Origin of the sequence: Pseudoalteromonas sp. TAE79, assembly GCF_000498015.1 — a bacterium.
In the GTDB taxonomy this organism is placed as follows: Bacteria; Pseudomonadota; Gammaproteobacteria; order Enterobacterales; family Alteromonadaceae; genus Pseudoalteromonas.
In genome coordinates, this window is sequence record NZ_AUTL01000274.1 from 1 (window position 1) to 20172 (window position 20172).

The window sequence follows — 20172 nt, forward strand, 5'->3', positions numbered from 1 at the left end:
AGTATGCCTTCGAGCGTTTTTCTATGGTCGGGCTTATTATAAATTCGACCACTTAAGTACATTACTTTTGATAAGACATTCCATGTCCCGTCTGTTAGCATTAATCTTGGCATGTAGGTTCGGTGTAAAGTTTTCTGGCGAATTCAATTATACCTTATCTTCATGCTGTTTGTTTTTCATACCACAAAGATCAACACGCCCTAATAAAAAAGCAAAGTGCTGTTAAGTTAAATGAGGAGTTAGCTGTAGAAAGTACAATCACACCAATTTGTCCTACGCTAGCGACAGAAAACCTGTATACGCTTAGTAATTCTCAGCCTGGCGAAAGTATTTGTTACCATTTTGAAATTACTGAACGAAGCAAAACGACAGCTTTGCTCGTAGGCCAATCGACTGAGACGGATGTTAACTTAAGTGTACTAAGACATAATCCTGATGATACTTTTACTGCAATTGGTACATCTGCTAATACAGGTAACCTAGATGAGGTGGTATTAGCTTTGACTGAACCAGGTCACTATTACTGGTTTATGGAAGTTATTGACTCTGATGGTTCACCATTTAATTTTGGTGCAGCAGTCGCAACAAATTTAGATGCCTATGAATTTAATGATACAGAAACGCTTGCAACCATTTTACCTGATAAACAAAACACTATAACTGGCAATATGGATAGTATAAATGATATTGATTACTATCAGTTTACAGTCGTTAGAGGGCAAGATATATCTATACGCTTATTAGATGAAACTCTTAGTGACGAGTTTATCTTTGAGATAAATAACAATGGCTGGACTCCTTTAGTAGCAAATAATAATTATTTATTATCAAACCTTCAGGCAAACCAGTCGATTAGTTTAAGAGTTAGAGCTAATACCGCTCTACCAGCTGATCCCAGTAACAATTACACGTTGACAACATCATCAATAGTGACTTCATTTACTAATGATGTTATTTCTGGTGAAAGTAATGTAAATAGAATACCCTTAATAGCATACAGTCAACCTTATCTAACTACACAAGCATACAACAGATTGAATTGGTCACTGGTATTACGTGATTCAACAGGGGCGCCAATTGAAGGAGCTATTGCTTATTTTAATTTCATTAAAGATGTTGAAGATCAAGCAAATACTTCAACCTCATATCAAGCGTTATCAAATACTAACGGAAAGATATCAGATCAAATAAATTTAAACTCTTGCACTCCGAATGTTAAGGGTATTTTACATACGGAATATAGCTTGGGGTATAAAAATGTTTGGGAATCAGATGTCGAAGTTGGTGCTTGGCAAATTGTAATACCAACAAATAGAGGCCTTGATGAAAATGGAGAAATAGACACTATTGGGATAGGTGGCGATAATGTGCCATATGTATATTTTGGTCATATTTGCGATCAGGATTTAATTTCTAGCGAACCTTCATAATTTAAAAGGGCCTCTAAATGAGGCCCTTTCGCAATAAATTACTCTCGTTCTGCATTTCTTCTAAGTTGAGATGAGATATTATCGTTTAACTCAAGCCAACTAAAGTCCTTATTCCAAGCCTGTTTAAAGCTTTCTCCTCCTTGTGAATTATCCAGAATTTCTTTTAAATCAAATATTTTTGAGAAATTATCTTCGTTTACGTCGTAACTTGACCACCCCCTAACTCCCAAGTCAATGTGCTCTAGAAAGCTCGATTTAAACTCGTTAGCTGCGGCCACAAAATCCCCGTTGTCATTTAATTTTTCAGATATCAGACTTTTCTCTTTATCATTAATAGAACCTGTAACTTCTAGCTCACCTGATTGACTGATTGATATCCCCCAGTCTTTATTCGCTAATGATGGTTGTTCGGCCGCTATTTCAGCCACAATATTGTCATACTGAGTAAACATTTTTTCAACAGAGTTGGAAACTTCACCACCCGGCATATAAAGATTCACAGTAGCGATTCGAATATTATTTAACGCTTTTTCTTCTGCTTCCCTTGTTGATACAACATTATTTGTTGATATATTCATTGGCTTATCATAGGTCGCTTTAGGCTCTTTAGGCTGATCATTATGATATATGTCCTTAGCTAGTCGCTCCATTTCACTATTTATTTGTTCTTTACCATTTACAGGTTTATTAATTTTCACTTCTGAACCGTTCGATATAAACTGCGATGCTAGATTAGTATCATTTGAATTAACTTTCATATCATTTTCCTTGTTCGTTATTTATTACTAGTTATCGGCAGGTTATTATCTTACTTTAGTTGTTTCTAATAAGAAAAATTAACTTAATATACATAGATAATAAGCATTACTTAAATCTTAGACTCGGCATATCTTTGTAGAGGTAATGTGGGCGTAGTTTTTTATACTTAATGGCTTCATTTATCTTCCTTGGGTATTTTTCGATTAACCACCATGCGAGCTCTAAAATATAATGCCGCTCAGATAAAGAGCGCTGCTCAAATGCTATTTTTACATCACTTATATGTTGATACGGCATATTTGTTTTGTCACATAAGTATTGTTGTAAATCGGGAGCCAATGAGTGTGAGGCAATAATTCTACAAAGCTGATGCAGTAAATTAAGCCTCTGAGTTTTTACTTGACCTGAATTAACAAAACCACGGTCTAATACCGCTAACTTCCATTTCCACCTTCGATGTACGTTCTGGTGCCAAATATTAACAGGAATAGGAGTGAAATCAGTTAAACTTACCCCGCATTTCCAACACACCGCTAGATCTGGAGCATCTAACTGGTGATATTTTCCAAGCTCTATTCGGTGAAAAGCAACTGCCATTCCACAATGTCTACACCTATCTTCCATGAGTATTAAGTGTTTTGGGCAAAAAGTATAAAAAGCCACTCGCCAAGCAATTCGATAATAAGCGTCTGTACTTTCAGCTAAGCATAGGGGACAATACTGCATGCCAAAACCTGTATGAGTACGATGATATAATTTAAGCGGTGTTATCCAGCGTAGCTGACCTGACAGGCTTGTAGACTCAAATAAACGCCCCTCAAATAGACTTAGCGTTGTTTTCTTTGCTTCCCTAAGTGTTACCCCCGTTTTTACTGACATCTGCTCTAACAACCTTTCAGGCGCTAGCCTATCTATATCCCTATTCCAAAGTTCATAACGCTTATTAAAAGCAAAATGACCAAAGCTTTGTACTTTCAGGCCATTGTGATGTGCAGTTCGCACCATCCATGAAGATAAACACTCCCCTGGTAATGGGTGCGGATGAGCTGGCTATAATTTTCCAGACAACATTTAAATTGCCTTGTCTAACTGACGCTTTCTTTGTGAAGGTGTTACCCAGTTTATTTTATCTAATACTATTGGTGTGATTGCTTCTATATTATTTTTAACCGCATAAACGGCTGCATCATTAAGTAATCGTGAAAGCTCTCCAATATAGCCCTCACACATTGAGAATAGTTGCATAGCTAAGCTTTTAGCATGTAAATTTGAGGGCTTTCTTAATGGCAACATACGTTCAAAACTCACTAGTAACCTTAAAAAATCCTGATTAAACTCCCATCGAGGTAATAATACTGGCTCAAAACGGTTAGCTAATTGAGGGTCTGACTGCAACGCCCTAAACGCGTCTTTAGTCCCAACCCCAACAATTGATATTTGTAACTCATTACCAAGGTATTTAAGTACATTCAAAAATGCACGTTGTCGATTTAAATTACCCGCCAAGATATGATGAATTTCATCTATGACCAACATTTTTGTACCAATGTAGCGCAATAATTTGATCACTTGAAATTGCTTTTTATCAACTCGTTCACTTGGCCTATATGGCGCAAATAGTAACTCCAGTATTGCATTATAAAAACGTCCCTCATCGGGAACAGGAGGCGCTTGCACTAATAATACAGGTGCAAGCACTCCATCACCATTAGGATTATCTTTAGCTGGGTACTGTTTCAAAAATCGTTTAGTAAGCATTGTTTTACCATTGTTGGTATCACCAACAATCAGCATATTGGGCATTCGCTCAATTCGTGGGTACGACATTAGGTCATCCAACTTTGTCAGTACAGACTTTGCTTTAGGGTACGAATACGCAACAGGCTTTGGAAAGCCGAGAGATATTGATAGTTTACTATATTGTTCAGAGAATCAAATTACCTTGATGTTTGAAGTAGATGTCCGACATGGATTAGTAGAGTTTGACAGAAGCCCTATACCCTTACCTTCTTCAGTGCAGGACAAAGGTAAGTTTAAAGGTGAGGTTGCAATGACATTGGTTTATTCACCACCATTAGATCAATCTTTTGGTTCGGAGTATAGCCGAGTTAACATCAGTGTCTCCATGGGTGAAACGAAAACAATTCTGGATGAAGCTACTGGCGAACTTAAAACTTCATTCTCAGGAAAGGTACCACCACTACCTAGCAATAAGAAAGATCTTTACGAAATAAACCAATTAAAAAACTCATTCAAATGGTCACCGACTAAAGCCCACAAAAAGAAATATCCACAAGGCACTAGTGTGCAGGCATGGAAATTAAAAATGGAGTCAACCATTAGAGCCGAGGAAAAAGTCCCTATCACACCTCAAAAAGCTGTACTGTTAGTAACAGTAAAATCGATTAATGAAGGAACGGATTTATACAATGATACGGTCAGGCTACTTAAAACGAATGGCTGGATATTGAACCCGATTACTATAACAGTTCCAGTTACCGTTACAATTAACGCATAGTGTAAACATATTAAACACTAACGCCAAATTAGCTTTGCTTTTATAGTAGGGTGCAGGCTTTTAGCCTAGCTCCCTATCCTATATTAAAATGGTCTGTAATAAATAAGTAAGTAAATATTTTTTTGTTAACTCAATCTCCATCAAGCAGTATGATCATTTGTATACATTCGACAGCGTGCCTATTATCTCATTTTGTCATACACAGTTTTCATCTAAAATAACCTGTTGCGCCTTTAAAAATAGGCGTATACGCTTTGTTTACACCCGTATACATCAGAGGTATTTTAGAATGGCTATTCTAAGCATCCGAATTGACGATAAATTAAAAGAGTCTTTAAGTAGTGAGGCGCAAAAGGAAGGTATTTCTTTATCTGAATATGTGAAGAAATCACTGGAAATTAAGAGCGTTGATACTCATATACTAGCAACAGAGAAAAACTTAAAAAGCTCTGTTGATAGTATTAAAGATTTAGCGCTCGTCTCTCAGGAGACTGTACACGAAGTTGAACTAAATATTCAGCGGCTAAATGAATCGCTTAAAAATGCAAATCACTTAAAAGAAATCAAAAAATTGAAATGGATATTGATTTCTATATCCCTCATCTTTGTATCAATCTCGATCCCAATATTTCACTTTAATATTGCTTATTTCAAAACCTTCTTTTATTAGGCTTTATCCTGAATAATTTAAGGCCTATGAGCCAAGCCTATTAGTAAATATTCCAGTTACCGGAAAGCCTTTGCCGTCCAACACCTCTGTATTAAGCTTTTCACTTTACGATGAATTACCTTCAACAACTTAATTTAAATAAACTTTTTAAAGGCGTTTTCAAAAGACTATAAGTGTATAATTATGGCGCAGGTTTTGCAGTTAATATCACTCATACGATCATACTAAGGAAAAGAACCTATGCGAGTTGATGCAAACGTACATTATTTTAATGGGAACCAGCGTACCAAGCCTTCAACAGAGGCCTCAACGTCATTTTCGGCTGCATTAACAGCAGCACAAACAGACAATGATAAGACTGACAGCAGCACAAAACAGGCGGATTTCACTAGTATGACCCGGCAAGAAATGCGGGACTGGGCCAACACTCAAATCCGCAATGGAGAAATGTCTCTCGATGACGGCAGGCCTTTCATGGCTATGACTATGAAAATACCCGTAAATGGAGGCGAACTGGCAGGTGCACACAGTGATGAAACACGATATAACTTCATTCAAAAAACGCGTGATGGCATCCAAGGCGCACTGTCACGCAATGACGAGACTACTTTGAAGATGTTAGAATCAGCTATGTCTATCATGCAAGACAAAAGTACTGGTGTTAACATTCGTATTTAGAAATATAAAAAGGCCAGAATGTCTGGCCTACATCATTAATAAATCAAAGAATACTGATCTGGACTGACATAGTATTCCATGGCGAATTAGTCGAAGTATTTTGGTATTTGAATAATCCGTTTTGATGACCATCGACATTGTATTCTATAAACGGTGCTTTTGCTAAAGCTTGCTCAATATTGCTTTGCCCACCAGTTGCTAAACCTCTGTCGAGTATAAACAGCCAATTTGGTTTTGTTGCCATATAATCCTTTGTTAATACTGCAGCTTGTTTGGCTTTTTGCACTTTAGTTTGGCTTTTATCGTTATCTTTTAGCTGCGGTTTATTAATTTTATTTGGGCTTTTTATACCAAGTAGTTCATACACCATACCAAATCTGTCTCCAGGTAAGTGCGCAATAAACATATCTTTTACAGTAAATAAAACAAGCCCTGGCCCTTTACCCATTGCTTTAGCCTGTAAAGCATTAATTTTATTATTTAGATTGTTCCACAATAACTTTGCTTGCTGTTGTTTTTCAAAAACATCACCCAGTAATATAATATTTCTTTTAATATTAGAGACAAAATCATCGGAACTTAATGTTAAATCGATGGTAGGTGCAATTGCAGTTAATTTATCTAATGCTCTACGGCTGCGTGGTCCGACTATAATTAAATCAGGTTTAATTTTATGAAGTGCCTCAAAGTCTGGCTTAAATAAGCTACCCGCTGCTGCTTTGTTTGGGGAGTTATAATGAGCTAAATATTCAGGAAACACCCCCTTAGCAACCGCTGTGACATCAACATCAAGTGCTGTTAATGTATCAAGTACTCCTAAATCGTATACAACAACTTTTATAGGCTTTTGTTTTATAACAACTTGGGTATTCCCTTGGTTAATTGTTATTGGGTAATTAGCAAAGCTAGCTACTGAGAAAAAACTACAACCAGCTATAAAAAACATTTTTATTAGTATGCCGTACATTTATATTTCCTTTTTAATTTATGAACATATTAAGGATATGCTAGCATGTCACACATCAAATGATAATGAGTAGCATTTACTTTTATTGATTAAAAAGCGGTTTTTTACGTTGCAGTTTCTAAAACACTTAAAATAAATTGCCTAAGTAATACTAAATAAAATTTACATTTCTTGGCAAAGCTCATTATCCCATTCCTGCGGTAAATTGCTTTTTATATGCTCTATAAAAGCACGCTGCTTTTTGGCTAATTTGCCAAAAGGATAACATAACCAAATAGGAACAGGATGACCTACCCAGTCTTTTAAACAACGCTCAAAGCATTCGGGGTGGGCATTAAGACGCATGTTTGCTTGCCATAGAGGTAATAAACCAAGCCCATGTCCTTGGCTTATTGCATCTCCTTGTAACACCAATTGATCTGACTGAATTCGTGACGAAGGAACTGGTACACTTAATGTTTCTCCTCCTTGGTTTGTCATAACTAACTGCTCATTTTTATTGCCAATTAATTGTAACCAGTGAGTATTTATTAAATCTTCCGGTGAGTTAGGATAGCCATTACACTTAAAGTAATCTTTACTACCAAATACCCCCTGCCAAAGAATACAGAGTTTTTCTTGGCGTTGGCTGGATTCAGGTAACTGCCCCATACAAAGCAAAATATTGTCTTGCCATTGGTTTGAGTCAGCTTTTATATCTGTTTTAAGAGTCACGCTAACATCTGGAAAGCGCGTTAAAAACTGAGTAACAACATCACCTAGCCATCCTCTTAATAAGCCAGTATCAACATAGATAACGACTTCACCCTGTATTTTTTCATCTAAGGTATCTAATTCTTGTTTAGCTTCTTTCGCTATACCTAGTATTTGCTCACAATAATCGTAAAAACACAGCCCCGCCTCTGTAGGCACCAAGCTGTTAGACATTCTTTTAAGTAAAATACTCCCCACATCTTGCTCTAAGTTTTTAAGATGTCGGCTAATAGTTGATTTAGACAACTGCAGTGTTTTTGCCGAATTTGATAAGCTTCCTGAACTAACCACAGAGACAAAACTACGTAATTCTTTAAATTGAGGCATTGCAACATCCCTACTGCGTTTAATACGCTCAGTGACGGCTAATTTACATGCTAATAAATTAGCCATTACACGAGCAAACGATCAACATGTGTTGCAACTTTGGCAACACATTGTTCCATTTAATTCCCTTTACATGATAACAATAAGTATTATCATTTGCACTCTTGAATTTAGGCCTACATGTAAAGGAGAACATTTTAATGTCCAAACGATCAATGTCAAAGTTAGTACCATTGACCTGTAAAAAGTTACCTCTCACTATTTTGATCCCTATAGCCATGGGCGCTTCAGCGGCAGAAAAAACAAATGAAATGGAAACAATGGTTGTAACAGCAACCGGTTATCAGCAGAAAATTATAGATGCTCCTGCATCTATTTCGGTCATATTACAAGAAGAGCTACGTAAACAATCTTATACCACAGTTGTTGATGCTGTTCGCGATCTACCAGGCGTATATGTAACTGGTGGCGGTAATATGCAAGATATTAGTATCCGTGGTATGGATGATCAATACACATTATACCTTGTCGATGGTCGCCCTCTTTCGGCAGGTCGTTCAGTAAATACTAATGGCTCAGATGGGGGTAAACAAATAGGTATTCCACCACTTGCAATGATTGAACGTGTGGAAGTTATTCGTGGTCCTATGTCATCACTTTACGGCTCTGAAGCAATGGGCGGAGTGATTAACATTATTACTCGTACGGCTCCACAGCAATGGTCTGGAAGTTTAGCCGCAAGCTATACTTCATCTATGAATGATGTAAGTAATGATCAATACAATACCGACTTTTACGCTGGCGGTGCGCTGATTAAAGATGTATTAGGCATAGAGCTTACAGGCTCAATACAACATACAGATGAAAGTGATTACTCTGGCGGTGGCGACGCTACTGCTAGCCGTCCAGACTCAGATACAACCCAATTTGGGGTTAAATTTAACTGGGCCGTTGATGATAAAAATAAGATGAGCCTAGCCTACGATACATCAAATATTGATTTTGAGCATACACCAGGTAACTCAATAGCTATTGATGCAGAAGGCTCACAGTACGAATTTGAAAAACAAATGTACTCCCTCACCCATATGGGAAATTACGGAAAATTAACAACAAACACTTATCTTCAGCAAGATTTATCTGAACGCGTGCAAGATGAAGATAAAAAAGAAGAAATAATTACGTTTAATACATCTGCAACTTATGCAGCAGAGCAACATATTTATACTGTGGGCGCACGATATAAAACCGAAGAACTTGTTGACGAAACGAATGGTTTGCTAGATGCTAACGTGGCTATTGCCAGTGATACAGTTGACCGATGGATTGGGGCTTTATTTACTGAGGTTGAATGGAACTTTATAAAAGACTTATCCATAACTACCGGTTTAAGATACGATAACGATGAACAATTTGGTTCTCATTGGTCACCTAGGATTTATGCTAACTGGCATGCAAATAACCGCTTTACTGTTAAAGGAGGGATTTCTACAGGGTATACTCAGCCTTCATTATCTCAAGCTACCGCTGGCTTTGGTCGAGGCACAGGCGGGGGCGGATCTCCTAACCTATCTCCTACTGGAACATCCATTTCACGTGCCCTGATAATAGGTAACCCTGACTTAGATCCAGAAACTAGCGTTAACTATGAAGTTAGTTTTATTTATAACGATCCTAAAATTGGACTATCGACCAGCTTAACGTTTTATCATACTGATTTTGATGATAAAATAGCAGAAGATCGCTACTGTATTAGTGAAAATATTGATAGAAATGATTTTGAAAACTATCAATGTGAATTCAGTGGGAACACTTATCAATTTTTGAGTACGCAAAAAAATATTTCAGAGGCCGAAATGCAAGGGGTAGAAGCGACTGTAAACTACCGTATTGCCGACAACCTTCGCTTTAAAGCTGACTACTCTTTTACTGACTCTGAGCAAAAATCAGGAGACTTTGCGGGTGAGCCTTTAAATAAAATACCCAAGAGTATGGCTAATGCAACCTTAAACTGGGATGCGAGTGACACGATAAATTTATGGAGTCGTGTAAACTACCGTGGTGAAACTACTGACTATTTAAGCCGTACAAGCTTAAGTGATGGTACACCCGGCTACACCATGATGGACATAGGCGCACAATATTGGATGACTGATAATCTGAAAGTAATGGCTGGTTTATACAATGTTACAAACCGTGTAGTGACCAATGAAACCTACGGCGTTGTGCTAGACGGAAGAAGACTTACGGTCAGTTTTAATTTTGAGTTTTAATAAAAGTAATTCAACGGAGCGTTTTTAAAACGCTCCGTTTGTTTAACAAAAAACAGTTGTTTTAGTTTTAGCGCATAGTTTTGTATTTAAAAGCGCTGTATATAAAAACGCTATATTTCAAAACACTACAGATTTAAATCAAGCACCTCAACGCCTTTAGCAGGTACGGCGCAGCAAATTAGCGCCTGCCCTGTCTCTACTGGGTAACTTACGGTATTGCGATACACCACAGCTCCTGCATTTATTTTTACAGCGCAACTGCCGCAACTGCCGTTTCGACAGCCAAACTCAGGTTCTAAGCCATGGGATTCGGCTAAATTAAGTATAGTGTTATCGCCTTTATTCCAGCGCTGTTCAAAGCCCGATTTACTAAATTTAATGATGGTGTTGTCTGCTTCTTCTACGCTAATCTCTTTGCTTTTATTAGGCGTTAAGTACTTTGCGCTTAATACTGGAGGGTCCAAATGCTTCAGCAAATATGTTTTTATCCTGCACACCGAGCAATAACAGCTCGTTATATACGTGTTGCATAAACGCTTGCGGTCCACATAAAAAGAACTCGTAATCATCAAGTGGTAAATAATACCTAAACACATCCGCATTTATGCGCCCTTTTAAATCAAAGCTTTCGTCTTTTAAATTAAAACTCTCATCTTTTACGTTAAAGCCATCGCCTTGTTTTTCATCAAGCTCAGGCTGAGATAAAAGTGAGTAGTAATCAATTGCCCCGCCACTCGTATCTGCAAGTGTTTTTAGCTCGTTATAAAACGCACGCTGTTGGGCACTTTTAGCACTATGGAAAATATGCAAAGGGCGTGTATAGCGGGTTCTTAACCCTTCATTGGCAATATGTTTAGCCATTGAGATCATAGGTGTAATACCTATCCCGCCACCAATTAGTACTGCTGGTTTGGCGCTAGTTGGGTCAATAAAAAACTGCCCTTGTGGGTATTTAGCTAAAATAACGTCGCCTACTTTTACCTCATCATGAAAGTAGTTAGACACTTCGCCATTTAGCTCTTTTTTAATCGATAACCGATAAAAGAGTTCATGCGGGCTTGATGACACGGTGTAGGTTCTAATAACAGGTTTGCTATTACTGTTTTTGCTATTGCGACTATTTTTACTTGGTATTTGTACAGTTAAATGCTGCCCAGCTTTAAACGGTAACAAGGTAGTATTGTTATGCCCTTCTAAATAAAAGGAGGTAATTACATTACTTTCTTTAATTATTTTAGTTACTTTTAAAGGCTGCCAAGTATGTTTTAGTTTTTCGGCTTGTTTGTTTTTATCAGCCTCAAGCCATGTGCCCGTCATTTTAGTGTTAGGCGAGTAAGCATCAAATTTAGCACTAAACGGGAGTAAGTTTTTAAGCCACATCCCTTTAGTGAGGGTAAATTTCCAGCCTCGGTCTGCACCAATAAAACCCTCTAACTCTGGATGCCCGTCCCATAAAATTTCAACGCTGCCAGTAAGCATTAATACATTACCCGTGTCAAAATCAGGAAATAACAAACCTGCTTTTGGGTTTAATAAAAAGTTACCCAAGGTATTAAAAAAATTGTTACCTGCGTAATCAGGAATCGTTAATGTGTTGCCTTCGCGCTTTACAAAACCCGGCAACCCACCACGGTGAGAAACATCAACCCCTTCAATTTTTGGATTGTTTTTTGCGGTTATAAAACTCGATACAAAAAATGTATCGGTGGTGTCAATTAACGTACTGGCTGCGTTATCAAGTGTATTAAATTTAACTTTTTGTACCGTATTACTTTTAAGTAAAGGATCTCTATTAAACGTTAAGTCCCGCGTTTGAATATACTGCGGACAATTACCAAAGGATTGATCAACATTAAAACTCACTTTATTATCACTAATTGCCTCACCTACGCGCACATTTAAACGGTTACGCCTACGCGTGCTTAGCTCAATGCCTAATAAACCAATTGGCGAGCCGGCAACCTTTAATGTGTTATGTAAGGGGTCGTTTTTATCAACCGCGTGGGTCATTAATAACGACGTGGAAGTTGGGGCGCTTAAAAAGCCTGATTGTCCCGAAACAATAGATACCCACGGATTTGCATTTTCATCAACACTGCCTGCAACCACAAATGGTAACTGCTCAAAAAATGCTTGGTGCTGCTCTGGCATAAATGAGCGCACGGCACGTTTGCCAAATGTTGCCATTATTTCTCGTTTACCGAGTTTGTCTTGTATTGCCAGTTCGCCTTCGTGAAAAGGTGAAGCATCTACTGAGTTTGTGTTAGTCATTTTGCTCGTAATTCGTGTGCGTATTTCATGGGTTAAATTTAACTCAATACACACTCAATGATAATGAGTGTTTTATTGACTGATAATGCACAAAACAATGACAATACTTGCACCCTCTTAGTGCCAGGCGCGCACCAACATATAACAAAGCGGGTTTTATCCTCACTCTAAAAACACATTAAATACAATTTAAACAATAACTTAAAAAACTGGCTGTATTTTTGCAAACATCCTATTAACAAGCCCGTTTTACTTACGGCAAAATTTTAGGTTGTGAGCACAATAGCTATTAGCAACCATCGGCAAAGAAGCCCGCACACAGTTATGCATAATGCGTATTTGTGGCGGGCTTTTTTGTTAATTGTATTTAAACCGTCACTTTAAGGAATGCCCTATGCAAACCTCGCAAAAAATACTCATTATTGGTAATGGTATGGTCGGACACCACTTTGTTGAGCAAATGCGCCAAAGCGATGCCAATGCAAACATTACCGTACTTTGCGGAGAAGCAAATCTTGCATACGATCGCGTGTACTTATCAAGTGTATTTGATGGCAAAACAGCCGCCGATTTAGCACTTACAACTCACGACAACTATAAACAACTCAATATTAATGTGCATACCAGCCAGTGGGTTGAAGGCATTGATAGAACAGCAAAAATAGTGACCACATTAACCGGTGAGCAATACCCGTACGACAAACTTGTACTCGCTACAGGGTCATTTCCGTTTGTGCCGCCTATAAAAGGTAACGACCAACCCCATTGTTTGGTGTATCGCACATTAGAAGATTTAGAACAAATAAAAGCCAGTGCCGCTGTAAGTAAAAGCGGTGTTGTTATTGGTGGTGGTTTGTTGGGGCTTGAAGCCGCAAATGCCATTAAGCAATTAGGGCTTGATACCCACGTAGTTGAATTTGCGCCACAACTTATGGCTGTTCAACTTGATGGACAAGGCGGTACGCTACTAAAAAATAAAATAGAAAAACTTGGCGTAACGGTACATACATCAAAGGCGACCAGCGAAATAGTAAAAGGCGAAACGAGTCGCTTTAGATTAAATTTTTCGGATGAGTCATTTTTAGAAACAGACCTAATTTTGTTCTCTGCCGGTATTCGCCCGTATGATCAGCTAGGTAAAATTGCTGATTTAGAGCTTGGTGAACGCGGCGGTATTATTATTAATAACCAATGCCAAACATCTGATCCTGATATTTTAGCCATTGGGGAATGCGCCCTGTGGGACAAAAAACTATTTGGCTTAGTCGCACCGGGTTACAACATGGCGCGCGTTGCAGCGAGCCAATTAAGTGGTGGCGAGCTTGAGTTTTTAGGTGCCGACATGAGCACTAAACTTAAGTTGTTAGGCGTAGAAGTAGGCTCAATTGGCGACGCTCATGCAAAAACGCCTGACTGTAAAGAGCTTATATACCAAGACGCTATTCGCGGCTGTTATAAAAAAATCATACTAAGTGAAAAAGGCGATAAATTACTGGGCGCTGTACTAGTTGGCGATACCAGCGACTACGATACTTTATTGCAGTACATGCTTAACGACATGGACTTACCAGAAAACCCTGAGTGTTTAATTTTACCAGATAGCGGCGGCGCGCCNCCGCCACTATTTGTTCGTGTCACAATGTGAGTAAAGGCGACATCGTGGGTGCAATCGATGGCGGCTCATGCGATTTAGCCTCGGTAAAATCATGCACTAAAGCAGCAAGCGGCTGTGGCGGTTGTGCTGCGTTACTAAAATCAGTTGTTGATAACGAATTAGCAAGTCGTGGAGTTGAAGTAAACAACCATGTATGTGAGCACTTTGCGTATTCACGCCAAGAACTACTGCACATGGTAAAAGTAGAAAGCATTAAAAGCTTTGATGACTTACTAACTAAACACGGCAGCGGTCATGGCTGTGAAATATGTAAACNCCTGCCATTGGCTCTATTTTAGCCTCAACATGGAACGACTTTATTTTAGAGCCCGCTCATGTTGGTTTGCAAGACACTAACGATACGTACCTAGCAAATATGCAAAAAGATGGTTCGTACTCTGTGGTACCGCGTATTGCTGGCGGCGAAATAACACCCGACAAACTCATTGTAATTGGACAAGTTGCCAAAGACTTTAACCTGTACTGCAAAGTCACTGGTGGTCAGCGTATCGATTTATTTGGTGCGCGTTTAGAAGAGCTTCCTGTTATTTGGGAGCGACTTATAGAAGCCGGATTTGAGACCGGTCATGCCTATGGTAAGTCTCTTAGAACTGTTAAATCGTGTGTGGGTAGTACGTGGTGTCGTTATGGTGTGCAAGATAGCGTTGGACAAGCAATAGAAATTGAAAACCGCTACAAAGGGTTACGCGCACCGCATAAATTTAAAATGGCGGTATCGGGTTGTACCCGCGAATGCGCCGAAGCACAAAGTAAAGATATTGGCATTATAGCCACCGAAAATGGCTGGAACTTATACGTGTGTGGTAATGGCGGTATGCGCCCTCGCCATGCTGATTTATTTGCGACCGATTTAGACACGCCAACACTAATTAAATACATTGACCGCGTAATTATGTTTTACATTAAAACGGCTGACAAATTACAGCGTACGTCGGTATGGATGGAAAACCTTGAAGGCGGTTTAGACTACCTTAAAAGCGTAGTAATTGACGACAGCTTAGGCATTTGCGACGAGCTAGAAGCGCAAATGGAATTAATTACACAAACCTATGCGTGTGAATGGAAAAAAGCGATTGAAAGCCCAGATGCTGCCAAACGATTCCGCCAGTTTGTTAATAGCCCCGAAACCGACGACAACATTTTGTTTGTGCAAGAGCGTAACCAAATACGCCCTGCTACAGAAGCCGAAAAGCGTGATCAACGTAATACACAAAACCGTATTCCAGTAATGGAAGTTGAAGAGGAGCAAGCTGATGTCTTGGCATAATATTGGAACAATCGACAACCTAGTGGCTAATAGCGGCGTATGCGCATTAGTTAATAATCAGCAAGTGGCTATTTTTTACATTCCACAAAATCCAACGGCTGTGTTTGCCATTAGCAACTACGACCCGATTGGCAAAGCCAATGTATTGTCGCGTGGCATTATTGGCTCAATCGACAATAAATTAGTTGTCGCATCGCCTTTATATAAGCAACACTTTTGCCTAGAAACAGGCGAATGTTTAGAAGCAGAAGCAATACACTTACCGGTTTTTAATGCAAAAATTGAAGACGGCAGTGTATTTATAAGCTCTGAACCAAAAGTTACAACAGCAGTGGCTTAAGGGAATAGTATGAGTGTACTGTCTTATTTTTCGGGTATTGAAAACGTGTGGCTAAATAAGCTTGTTACTAAGCTAACAAGCTCAAATAGTCGCAGCGTCAAAAGCGGCAACGTTTATATAATTGGTGCGGGCCCAGGAGAAGCAGAGCTAATTACGGTAAAAGCGCAGCGTTTAATTAATACCGCCGATGTTGTTTTATACGATTGGTTAGTAAGCGATGATTTATTAAAAACGCTTCCTAAAAAAGCACAGCGAGTATTTGTAGGTAAACGTGCGGGTAAACATTCGATGACCCAAGCTAACATTTGCGAACTACTGGTTAAATACGCACAACAAGGCTTAAACGTAGTGCGTTTAAAAGGCGGCGATCCGAGTATATTTGCACGTATTAACGAAGAAGCCGATGCGCTTAGTGAGCATAATATTAATTTTGCTATTGTTCCGGGTGTGACAACGGCTTNGCTACGTCCGCTTATACGGGTATTCCGCTCACTGCACGCGATGTAGCGCGTAGTGTTACATTTTTAACAGCGCAGTTTGCCGATCCTAACAAGCAACCTCATTGGCAAAATTACGCGTTTATGCCTGCAAACAACAACCCCACTTTAGTGGTTTATATGGGGCTTTCGCGCTTACAAACGCTAAGCAACGGTTTGCAATCAGTGGGCTGGCCAAGTAATACACCCATCGCACTAATAGAGAATGCCACTACTACTAAGCAAAAAGTAATTACCAGTACGCTTGAGAAAATAGTAAATGAGCATGCTAAACACAACCTTCAAGGCCCTACCCTAATTATGATTGGTGAAGTAATAAATCATAAAATGGCTATTAGTCCTGAGTTACTAAACAGTGTAAATGTTAACGCATGACGTAAAATGAATAATGCACTTTTCGCGCTTACTACCTCCCCAGGAGTAGGCGCTTTTTTTGTTTTTAATTTGGGTTCAAGTTGTGTGCAACAACATACTTAAATGCACCAAATAAGTTAAAATTAATGGTAAGTTAAATTATAGAAACAAAGTGAAAAACAAAAATAACACTTTAAGCAATTGTATTAGCTTGATTTTAAATTCAATGATGAAATTTATTAATGATTGGAACAGTGGTTGCACTTTAAAAACAAAAAAGTGTGGAATAATACCAATGGCGACAAGCAATCCTCTCACAAAACAGTTTTTATTAGCGGCTAAGTATCAAGAAATACACGCGCTAAAGCAATTACAAAACAGTTGTGCCTCGCTTACTAAGTTAGGCGATTTTGTACATCAGTTACAAAAAGAACGTGCAATGAGTAATATATTTTTGGCCTCAAATCGCGAGCGATTTAAAACCCAATTACAAGAACAAATTCCTTTAAGCAGCAGCGCACAAACTGCATTTTATGATTCTCTTAAACAAACATTTATAAACGACAACGCCGATACTGGTCATACTCGGTTATTTAATTTAATTACCTATAGCCTGCAAACACTTGACGCATTGCCCGAATTACGCAATCAAATAGCACAACAAAACATTAGTGCAGTGCATGCTACGCAGTCGTTCACGCAGTTAATTGCTAGTTTACTCAATATTATTTTAGAGGCAGCAGATGGCGCAAGCGATCCTAAAATAACGCGTTTGTTAGTCGCATTTTTCAATTTTATGCAAGGTAAAGAGTACGCAGGACAAGAGCGCGCCTGTGGTGCACAAGCATTTGCAGCGAGTAAATTTACCACTGAGCAAAAACAACAACTCGCGCATTTTGAACAAGAGCAAAACCACAGCTTTGACTTTTTTAATGAGTACGCCGATGCGCACCTTTTAAAATGCTTTGCCACGTTAACAACACATCAGGTTAATAATCAGGTAGAGCAACTTAGAAGTTTACTGCAAAAACTCGATGACGAGAATGCTCAACCGCTCTCGCAACTAAGCGAAGTATGGTACGAAGTAACCACTACGCGCATAGATATAATGCACAAAATTGAACAAAATATAGCAGATCAATTAATTGATACTGCAGCAATGCAAATAGCCTGTGCTCAACGTAGTTTAAATACAAATAAGCAAGTACTTAACAATATGGCAGAGCAACACATAGCCCCTACTTTTGGCCAATTAGCCATTAAGCAACCAGAGCCAGAAGTAAACCAAAATATAGCGGCCGATAAGCTCAACAGTAATAAAACTATGTATGATTTAATTATCGAGCAAAGCCAGCATATAAAACAAATAAACCAAGCGTTACTTGATGCTAAAAAAGTTATTAGTGAGCAAAAGGTAATTCACCAAGCCAAGTACATACTTATTGAGCAGTTAAAGCTCACCGAAGAGCAAGCCCATAAACAGCTACAAAAACAAGCAATGGATACGCATAAAACCTTATTTAGCGTAGCGCAAACAATTGTACAAATGAGCGATTAAATATGCTGTTTTTACTTGGGCATGTTGATCTTTAGTAATACCACTACCCTAAATAATAGTTATTTATTAAGTTACAAATTTCACACCCAGATTGAGTTTTGCCTTATTTTGAAATTGATTCATAACCTGCTGACTATCATAAGGTAAAACCCTAATTTGAGGTCTATTTATAATGCAAATTATTCAACGCATTCAAAATAATCAACTACAATAAGTTAATCATTTGTTGCATCTCATTTTAATGAGGCATATTTAATACTGTTGTAGGAGTTTGAATGCCCAATGTAGAGAGTTATATAGAAGGTGTATCATTAATAGATGAGCAGCAATTAACAACTTCTCTTGATAATGACATTCAAACAAACATAAAAAACATTGCTGAGCTAATTTTAAACATTTTTGATGCGAGCTCATTTTCTATTGTTGCTAATCAGCCTCAACGTGCTGTCGAGCTATATAAATCAGGTTCAGAAATAGCAGTAGCTAAAGAGCAACTAGCTGATGATATTTTTAATGAATCGATTATTGAGCATGACCTTAAAATATTTAGAGTTATATCGCCTATTATATTGCCCTCAAACCTTAAGTTTGGATGGTTGATATTCGAGCGAGCAAGTGATTCACTACTTACAGAAAAAGAAAAATCGATTTTAAATAGTTTACAAAAAAACTTTGTAAATCAGTTAGTCCAACGTAAAAACTTATTAGATAAAATAAACAGTGCTAAGTTTAACTCAACAATTTGCGAGCAAAACAAGAAAGACGAAACTGAAAAAGATCGCTTAATTAAAAAATTACAAAAAATGAGCGATGAACTTGATGAATTTACCAGTATTGCTTCACACGATCTCAAGTCGCCATTAAATGCTATAAAACGTTTATTAGAATGGGTTTATGATGATTGCAAAGATTTACTCCCCCAGGAGCACCTAGAAAACTTTCAGCTTGTGCTCAGCCGGGCTAATAGAATGCAAGTACTGCTAGAAGATTTACTAAGTTACTCGAGAATAAATAGCTGTGATTCAACTCGTGCAAACATATCTTTGAATCGCCCCGTGTTTGCCAGAGACTCAATAACTTGAGAAACTGGAACTATGAAAAAATCAAATCGCTATACATCAGAATTTCGTGAACGTGCAATTAGGCTTGTTACCACACAACAGCATGAATACCCTTCTCTTTGGGCTGCGCTAGTATCGATTTCAGATAAACTGGGATGTACCCCAGAAACACTTAGAGCATGGGTCAAGAAATCTCAAGCTCAACCGTCTAAACCCTCTTCTAATACGCCATCAACTGAAGAACGCCTTGCCATCTTAGAGCGCGAGAATAAAGAGCTCAAGCGAACGAATGATATCCTGAGGCAAGCTGCCGCTTTTTTCGCCCAAGCGGAGCTCGACCGCAAACAGAAGTAATAGTGGATTTTATTGATGCTTGCAGAGAGCATTACGGTGTCGAGTCAATTTGCAAGGAATTGCCGATTGCACCATCAACGTATTATTCTCATAAACAGATACAAAGAGAGCCTGAGCGACTGTCTAACCGCAAAAAGCGTGATGCTGAGCTGATAATACTCATTCGCGAAGTGTGGGAGGATAATATGTCAGTTTATGGTGCAAGAAAAATATGGAAGCAGCTACAGCTTGACGACCATCAAGTCGCCCGCTGTACAGTCGAACGATTGATGCGAGTTATGGGAATTCAAGGTGTTCGTCGGGGTAAAGCACATAAGACAACGATACCTGACGAGCAACAAGATAAGCCACTTGATTTAGTTAATCGTCAATTTACTGCTGAGCAGCCAAATCAACTTTGGGTAGCTGACATCACCTATG

General features: G+C 38.6%; 16 protein-coding genes, 4 pseudogenes and 1 other annotated feature. Of the genes and pseudogenes, 12 read left to right on the top strand and 8 right to left on the bottom strand.

Annotation, left to right across the window (positions count from 1 at the left end; genetic code table 11):
* Nucleotides 1–113 (bottom strand): annotated as a pseudogene (locus L655_RS1000000128270) (IS5/IS1182 family transposase); the annotation flags it as partial.
* A 387-nt stretch (nt 114–500) separates the two neighbouring features.
* Here L655_RS1000000128270 and L655_RS0122155 point away from each other — a divergent pair.
* Entirely contained in the window at nt 501–1430 is a 930-nt protein-coding gene (locus L655_RS0122155) for a hypothetical protein (protein WP_125825567.1), read from the top strand.
* 38 nt (nt 1431–1468) lie between these two features.
* Here the strand turns inward: L655_RS0122155 and L655_RS1000000126345 are convergent, their stop codons facing one another.
* From L655_RS1000000126345 to L655_RS0122170, 3 genes and pseudogenes are all read right to left on the bottom strand, one after another.
* Complete coding sequence (locus L655_RS1000000126345) at nt 1469–2188, bottom strand: hypothetical protein (protein WP_024606314.1); 720 nt, start codon at nt 2186–2188, stop codon at nt 1469–1471.
* A 106-nt stretch (nt 2189–2294) separates the two neighbouring features.
* Nucleotides 2295–3227, bottom strand: a pseudogene (locus tag L655_RS1000000126350) (TniQ family protein); the annotation flags it as partial.
* Between the two features lie 33 nt (nt 3228–3260).
* Nucleotides 3261–4094, bottom strand: coding sequence for a TniB family NTP-binding protein (locus tag L655_RS0122170; protein ID WP_076915321.1), 834 nt, complete (start codon nt 4092–4094; stop codon nt 3261–3263).
* Nucleotides 4095–4134: 40 nt separating this feature from the next.
* Between L655_RS0122170 and L655_RS0122175 the strand changes: the two genes are divergently transcribed.
* The 3 genes from L655_RS0122175 (at nt 4135) to L655_RS0122185 (ending at nt 6055) form a co-directional block, all read left to right on the top strand.
* Nucleotides 4135–4707, top strand: a complete 573-nt coding sequence (locus L655_RS0122175; RefSeq protein WP_024606316.1) for a hypothetical protein — start codon at nt 4135–4137, stop codon at nt 4705–4707.
* Between the two features lie 289 nt (nt 4708–4996).
* Nucleotides 4997–5377 (top strand): hypothetical protein, encoded by a 381-nt coding sequence (locus L655_RS0122180; RefSeq protein WP_024606317.1) that lies wholly within the window; start codon nt 4997–4999, stop codon nt 5375–5377.
* 240 nt (nt 5378–5617) lie between these two features.
* Nucleotides 5618–6055 (top strand): hypothetical protein, encoded by a 438-nt coding sequence (locus L655_RS0122185; RefSeq protein ID WP_013463093.1) that lies wholly within the window; start codon nt 5618–5620, stop codon nt 6053–6055.
* Between the two features lie 43 nt (nt 6056–6098).
* Here the strand turns inward: L655_RS0122185 and L655_RS1000000128275 are convergent, their stop codons facing one another.
* Both L655_RS1000000128275 and L655_RS0122195 read right to left on the bottom strand, forming a co-directional pair.
* Nucleotides 6099–7022: an ABC transporter substrate-binding protein gene (locus tag L655_RS1000000128275; protein WP_024606318.1), complete on the bottom strand. Its 924-nt coding sequence runs from the start codon at nt 7020–7022 to the stop codon at nt 6099–6101.
* A 162-nt stretch (nt 7023–7184) separates the two neighbouring features.
* Nucleotides 7185–8168: a LysR family transcriptional regulator gene (locus L655_RS0122195; protein ID WP_024606319.1), complete on the bottom strand. Its 984-nt coding sequence runs from the start codon at nt 8166–8168 to the stop codon at nt 7185–7187.
* 134 nt (nt 8169–8302) lie between these two features.
* Here L655_RS0122195 and L655_RS0122200 point away from each other — a divergent pair, with 134 nt between their 5' ends.
* Nucleotides 8303–10375 carry a TonB-dependent receptor gene (locus tag L655_RS0122200; protein ID WP_241764538.1) on the top strand — a complete coding sequence of 691 codons (2073 nt, stop codon included), beginning with the start codon at nt 8303–8305 and terminating at the stop codon, nt 10373–10375.
* Nucleotides 10376–10500: 125 nt separating this feature from the next.
* On the opposite strand, the gene L655_RS1000000128280 is transcribed toward L655_RS0122200, so the two are convergent.
* Both L655_RS1000000128280 and L655_RS01000000126060 read right to left on the bottom strand, forming a co-directional pair.
* Nucleotides 10501–10839: a 2Fe-2S iron-sulfur cluster binding domain-containing protein gene (locus L655_RS1000000128280; RefSeq protein ID WP_241764539.1), complete on the bottom strand. Its 339-nt coding sequence runs from the start codon at nt 10837–10839 to the stop codon at nt 10501–10503.
* Nucleotides 10799–12646 (bottom strand): pyridoxamine 5'-phosphate oxidase family protein, encoded by a 1848-nt coding sequence (locus tag L655_RS01000000126060; RefSeq protein ID WP_241764540.1) that lies wholly within the window; start codon nt 12644–12646, stop codon nt 10799–10801. Before L655_RS01000000126060 ends, L655_RS1000000128280 begins: the two co-directional genes overlap by 41 nt.
* Before the next feature lie 394 nt (nt 12647–13040).
* Here L655_RS01000000126060 and nirB point away from each other — a divergent pair.
* The 7 genes and pseudogenes from nirB to L655_RS0122240 form a co-directional block, all read left to right on the top strand.
* Nucleotides 13041–15588: pseudogene (gene nirB, locus L655_RS01000000126065) on the top strand (nitrite reductase large subunit NirB).
* Entirely contained in the window at nt 15575–15928 is a 354-nt protein-coding gene (gene nirD, locus L655_RS0122215; protein ID WP_002959861.1) for a nitrite reductase small subunit NirD, read from the top strand. Before nirB ends, nirD begins: the two are co-directional and overlap by 14 nt.
* A 9-nt stretch (nt 15929–15937) precedes the next feature.
* Nucleotides 15938–16800 (top strand): annotated as a pseudogene (cobA, locus tag L655_RS01000000126070) (uroporphyrinogen-III C-methyltransferase).
* 274 nt (nt 16801–17074) lie between these two features.
* Nucleotides 17075–18337 carry a nitrate- and nitrite sensing domain-containing protein gene (locus tag L655_RS0122225; protein ID WP_024606321.1) on the top strand — a complete coding sequence of 421 codons (1263 nt, stop codon included), beginning with the start codon at nt 17075–17077 and terminating at the stop codon, nt 18335–18337.
* Between the two features lie 275 nt (nt 18338–18612).
* On the top strand, nt 18613–19419 hold the full coding sequence (locus tag L655_RS0122230; RefSeq protein ID WP_024606322.1) for a histidine kinase dimerization/phospho-acceptor domain-containing protein: 807 nt from the start codon (nt 18613–18615) through the stop codon (nt 19417–19419).
* Nucleotides 19420–19431: 12 nt separating this feature from the next.
* Nucleotides 19432–19752, top strand: coding sequence for a transposase (locus L655_RS0122235; protein ID WP_024604194.1), 321 nt, complete (start codon nt 19432–19434; stop codon nt 19750–19752).
* Nucleotides 19710–19826 (top strand) — a sequence feature (AL1L pseudoknot). Its footprint overlaps the gene before it by 43 nt.
* Nucleotides 19755–20172, top strand: a 418-nt coding sequence (locus L655_RS0122240; protein WP_139016270.1) for an IS3 family transposase, incomplete at its 3' end; no start/stop codon positions are given. (Overlaps the previous feature by 72 nt.)

What these genes read in the sequence shown, in the direction of transcription:
- L655_RS1000000126345 (WP_024606314.1), bottom strand. Translation starts at nt 2,188, where the DNA reads ATGAAAGTTAATTCAAATGATACTAATCTAGCATCGCAGTTTATATCG.
- L655_RS0122175 (WP_024606316.1), top strand. Translation starts at nt 4,135, where the DNA reads ATGTTTGAAGTAGATGTCCGACATGGATTAGTAGAGTTTGACAGAAGC.
- L655_RS0122180 (WP_024606317.1), top strand. Translation starts at nt 4,997, where the DNA reads ATGGCTATTCTAAGCATCCGAATTGACGATAAATTAAAAGAGTCTTTA.
- L655_RS0122185 (WP_013463093.1), top strand. Translation starts at nt 5,618, where the DNA reads ATGCGAGTTGATGCAAACGTACATTATTTTAATGGGAACCAGCGTACC.
- L655_RS1000000128275 (WP_024606318.1), bottom strand. Translation starts at nt 7,022, where the DNA reads ATGTACGGCATACTAATAAAAATGTTTTTTATAGCTGGTTGTAGTTTT.
- L655_RS0122195 (WP_024606319.1), bottom strand. Translation starts at nt 8,168, where the DNA reads ATGGCTAATTTATTAGCATGTAAATTAGCCGTCACTGAGCGTATTAAA.
- L655_RS0122200 (WP_241764538.1), top strand. Translation starts at nt 8,303, where the DNA reads ATGTCCAAACGATCAATGTCAAAGTTAGTACCATTGACCTGTAAAAAG.
- L655_RS01000000126060 (WP_241764540.1), bottom strand. Translation starts at nt 12,646, where the DNA reads ATGACTAACACAAACTCAGTAGATGCTTCACCTTTTCACGAAGGCGAA.
- nirD (WP_002959861.1), top strand. Translation starts at nt 15,575, where the DNA reads ATGTCTTGGCATAATATTGGAACAATCGACAACCTAGTGGCTAATAGC.
- L655_RS0122225 (WP_024606321.1), top strand. Translation starts at nt 17,075, where the DNA reads ATGGCGACAAGCAATCCTCTCACAAAACAGTTTTTATTAGCGGCTAAG.
- L655_RS0122230 (WP_024606322.1), top strand. Translation starts at nt 18,613, where the DNA reads ATGCCCAATGTAGAGAGTTATATAGAAGGTGTATCATTAATAGATGAG.
- L655_RS0122235 (WP_024604194.1), top strand. Translation starts at nt 19,432, where the DNA reads ATGAAAAAATCAAATCGCTATACATCAGAATTTCGTGAACGTGCAATT.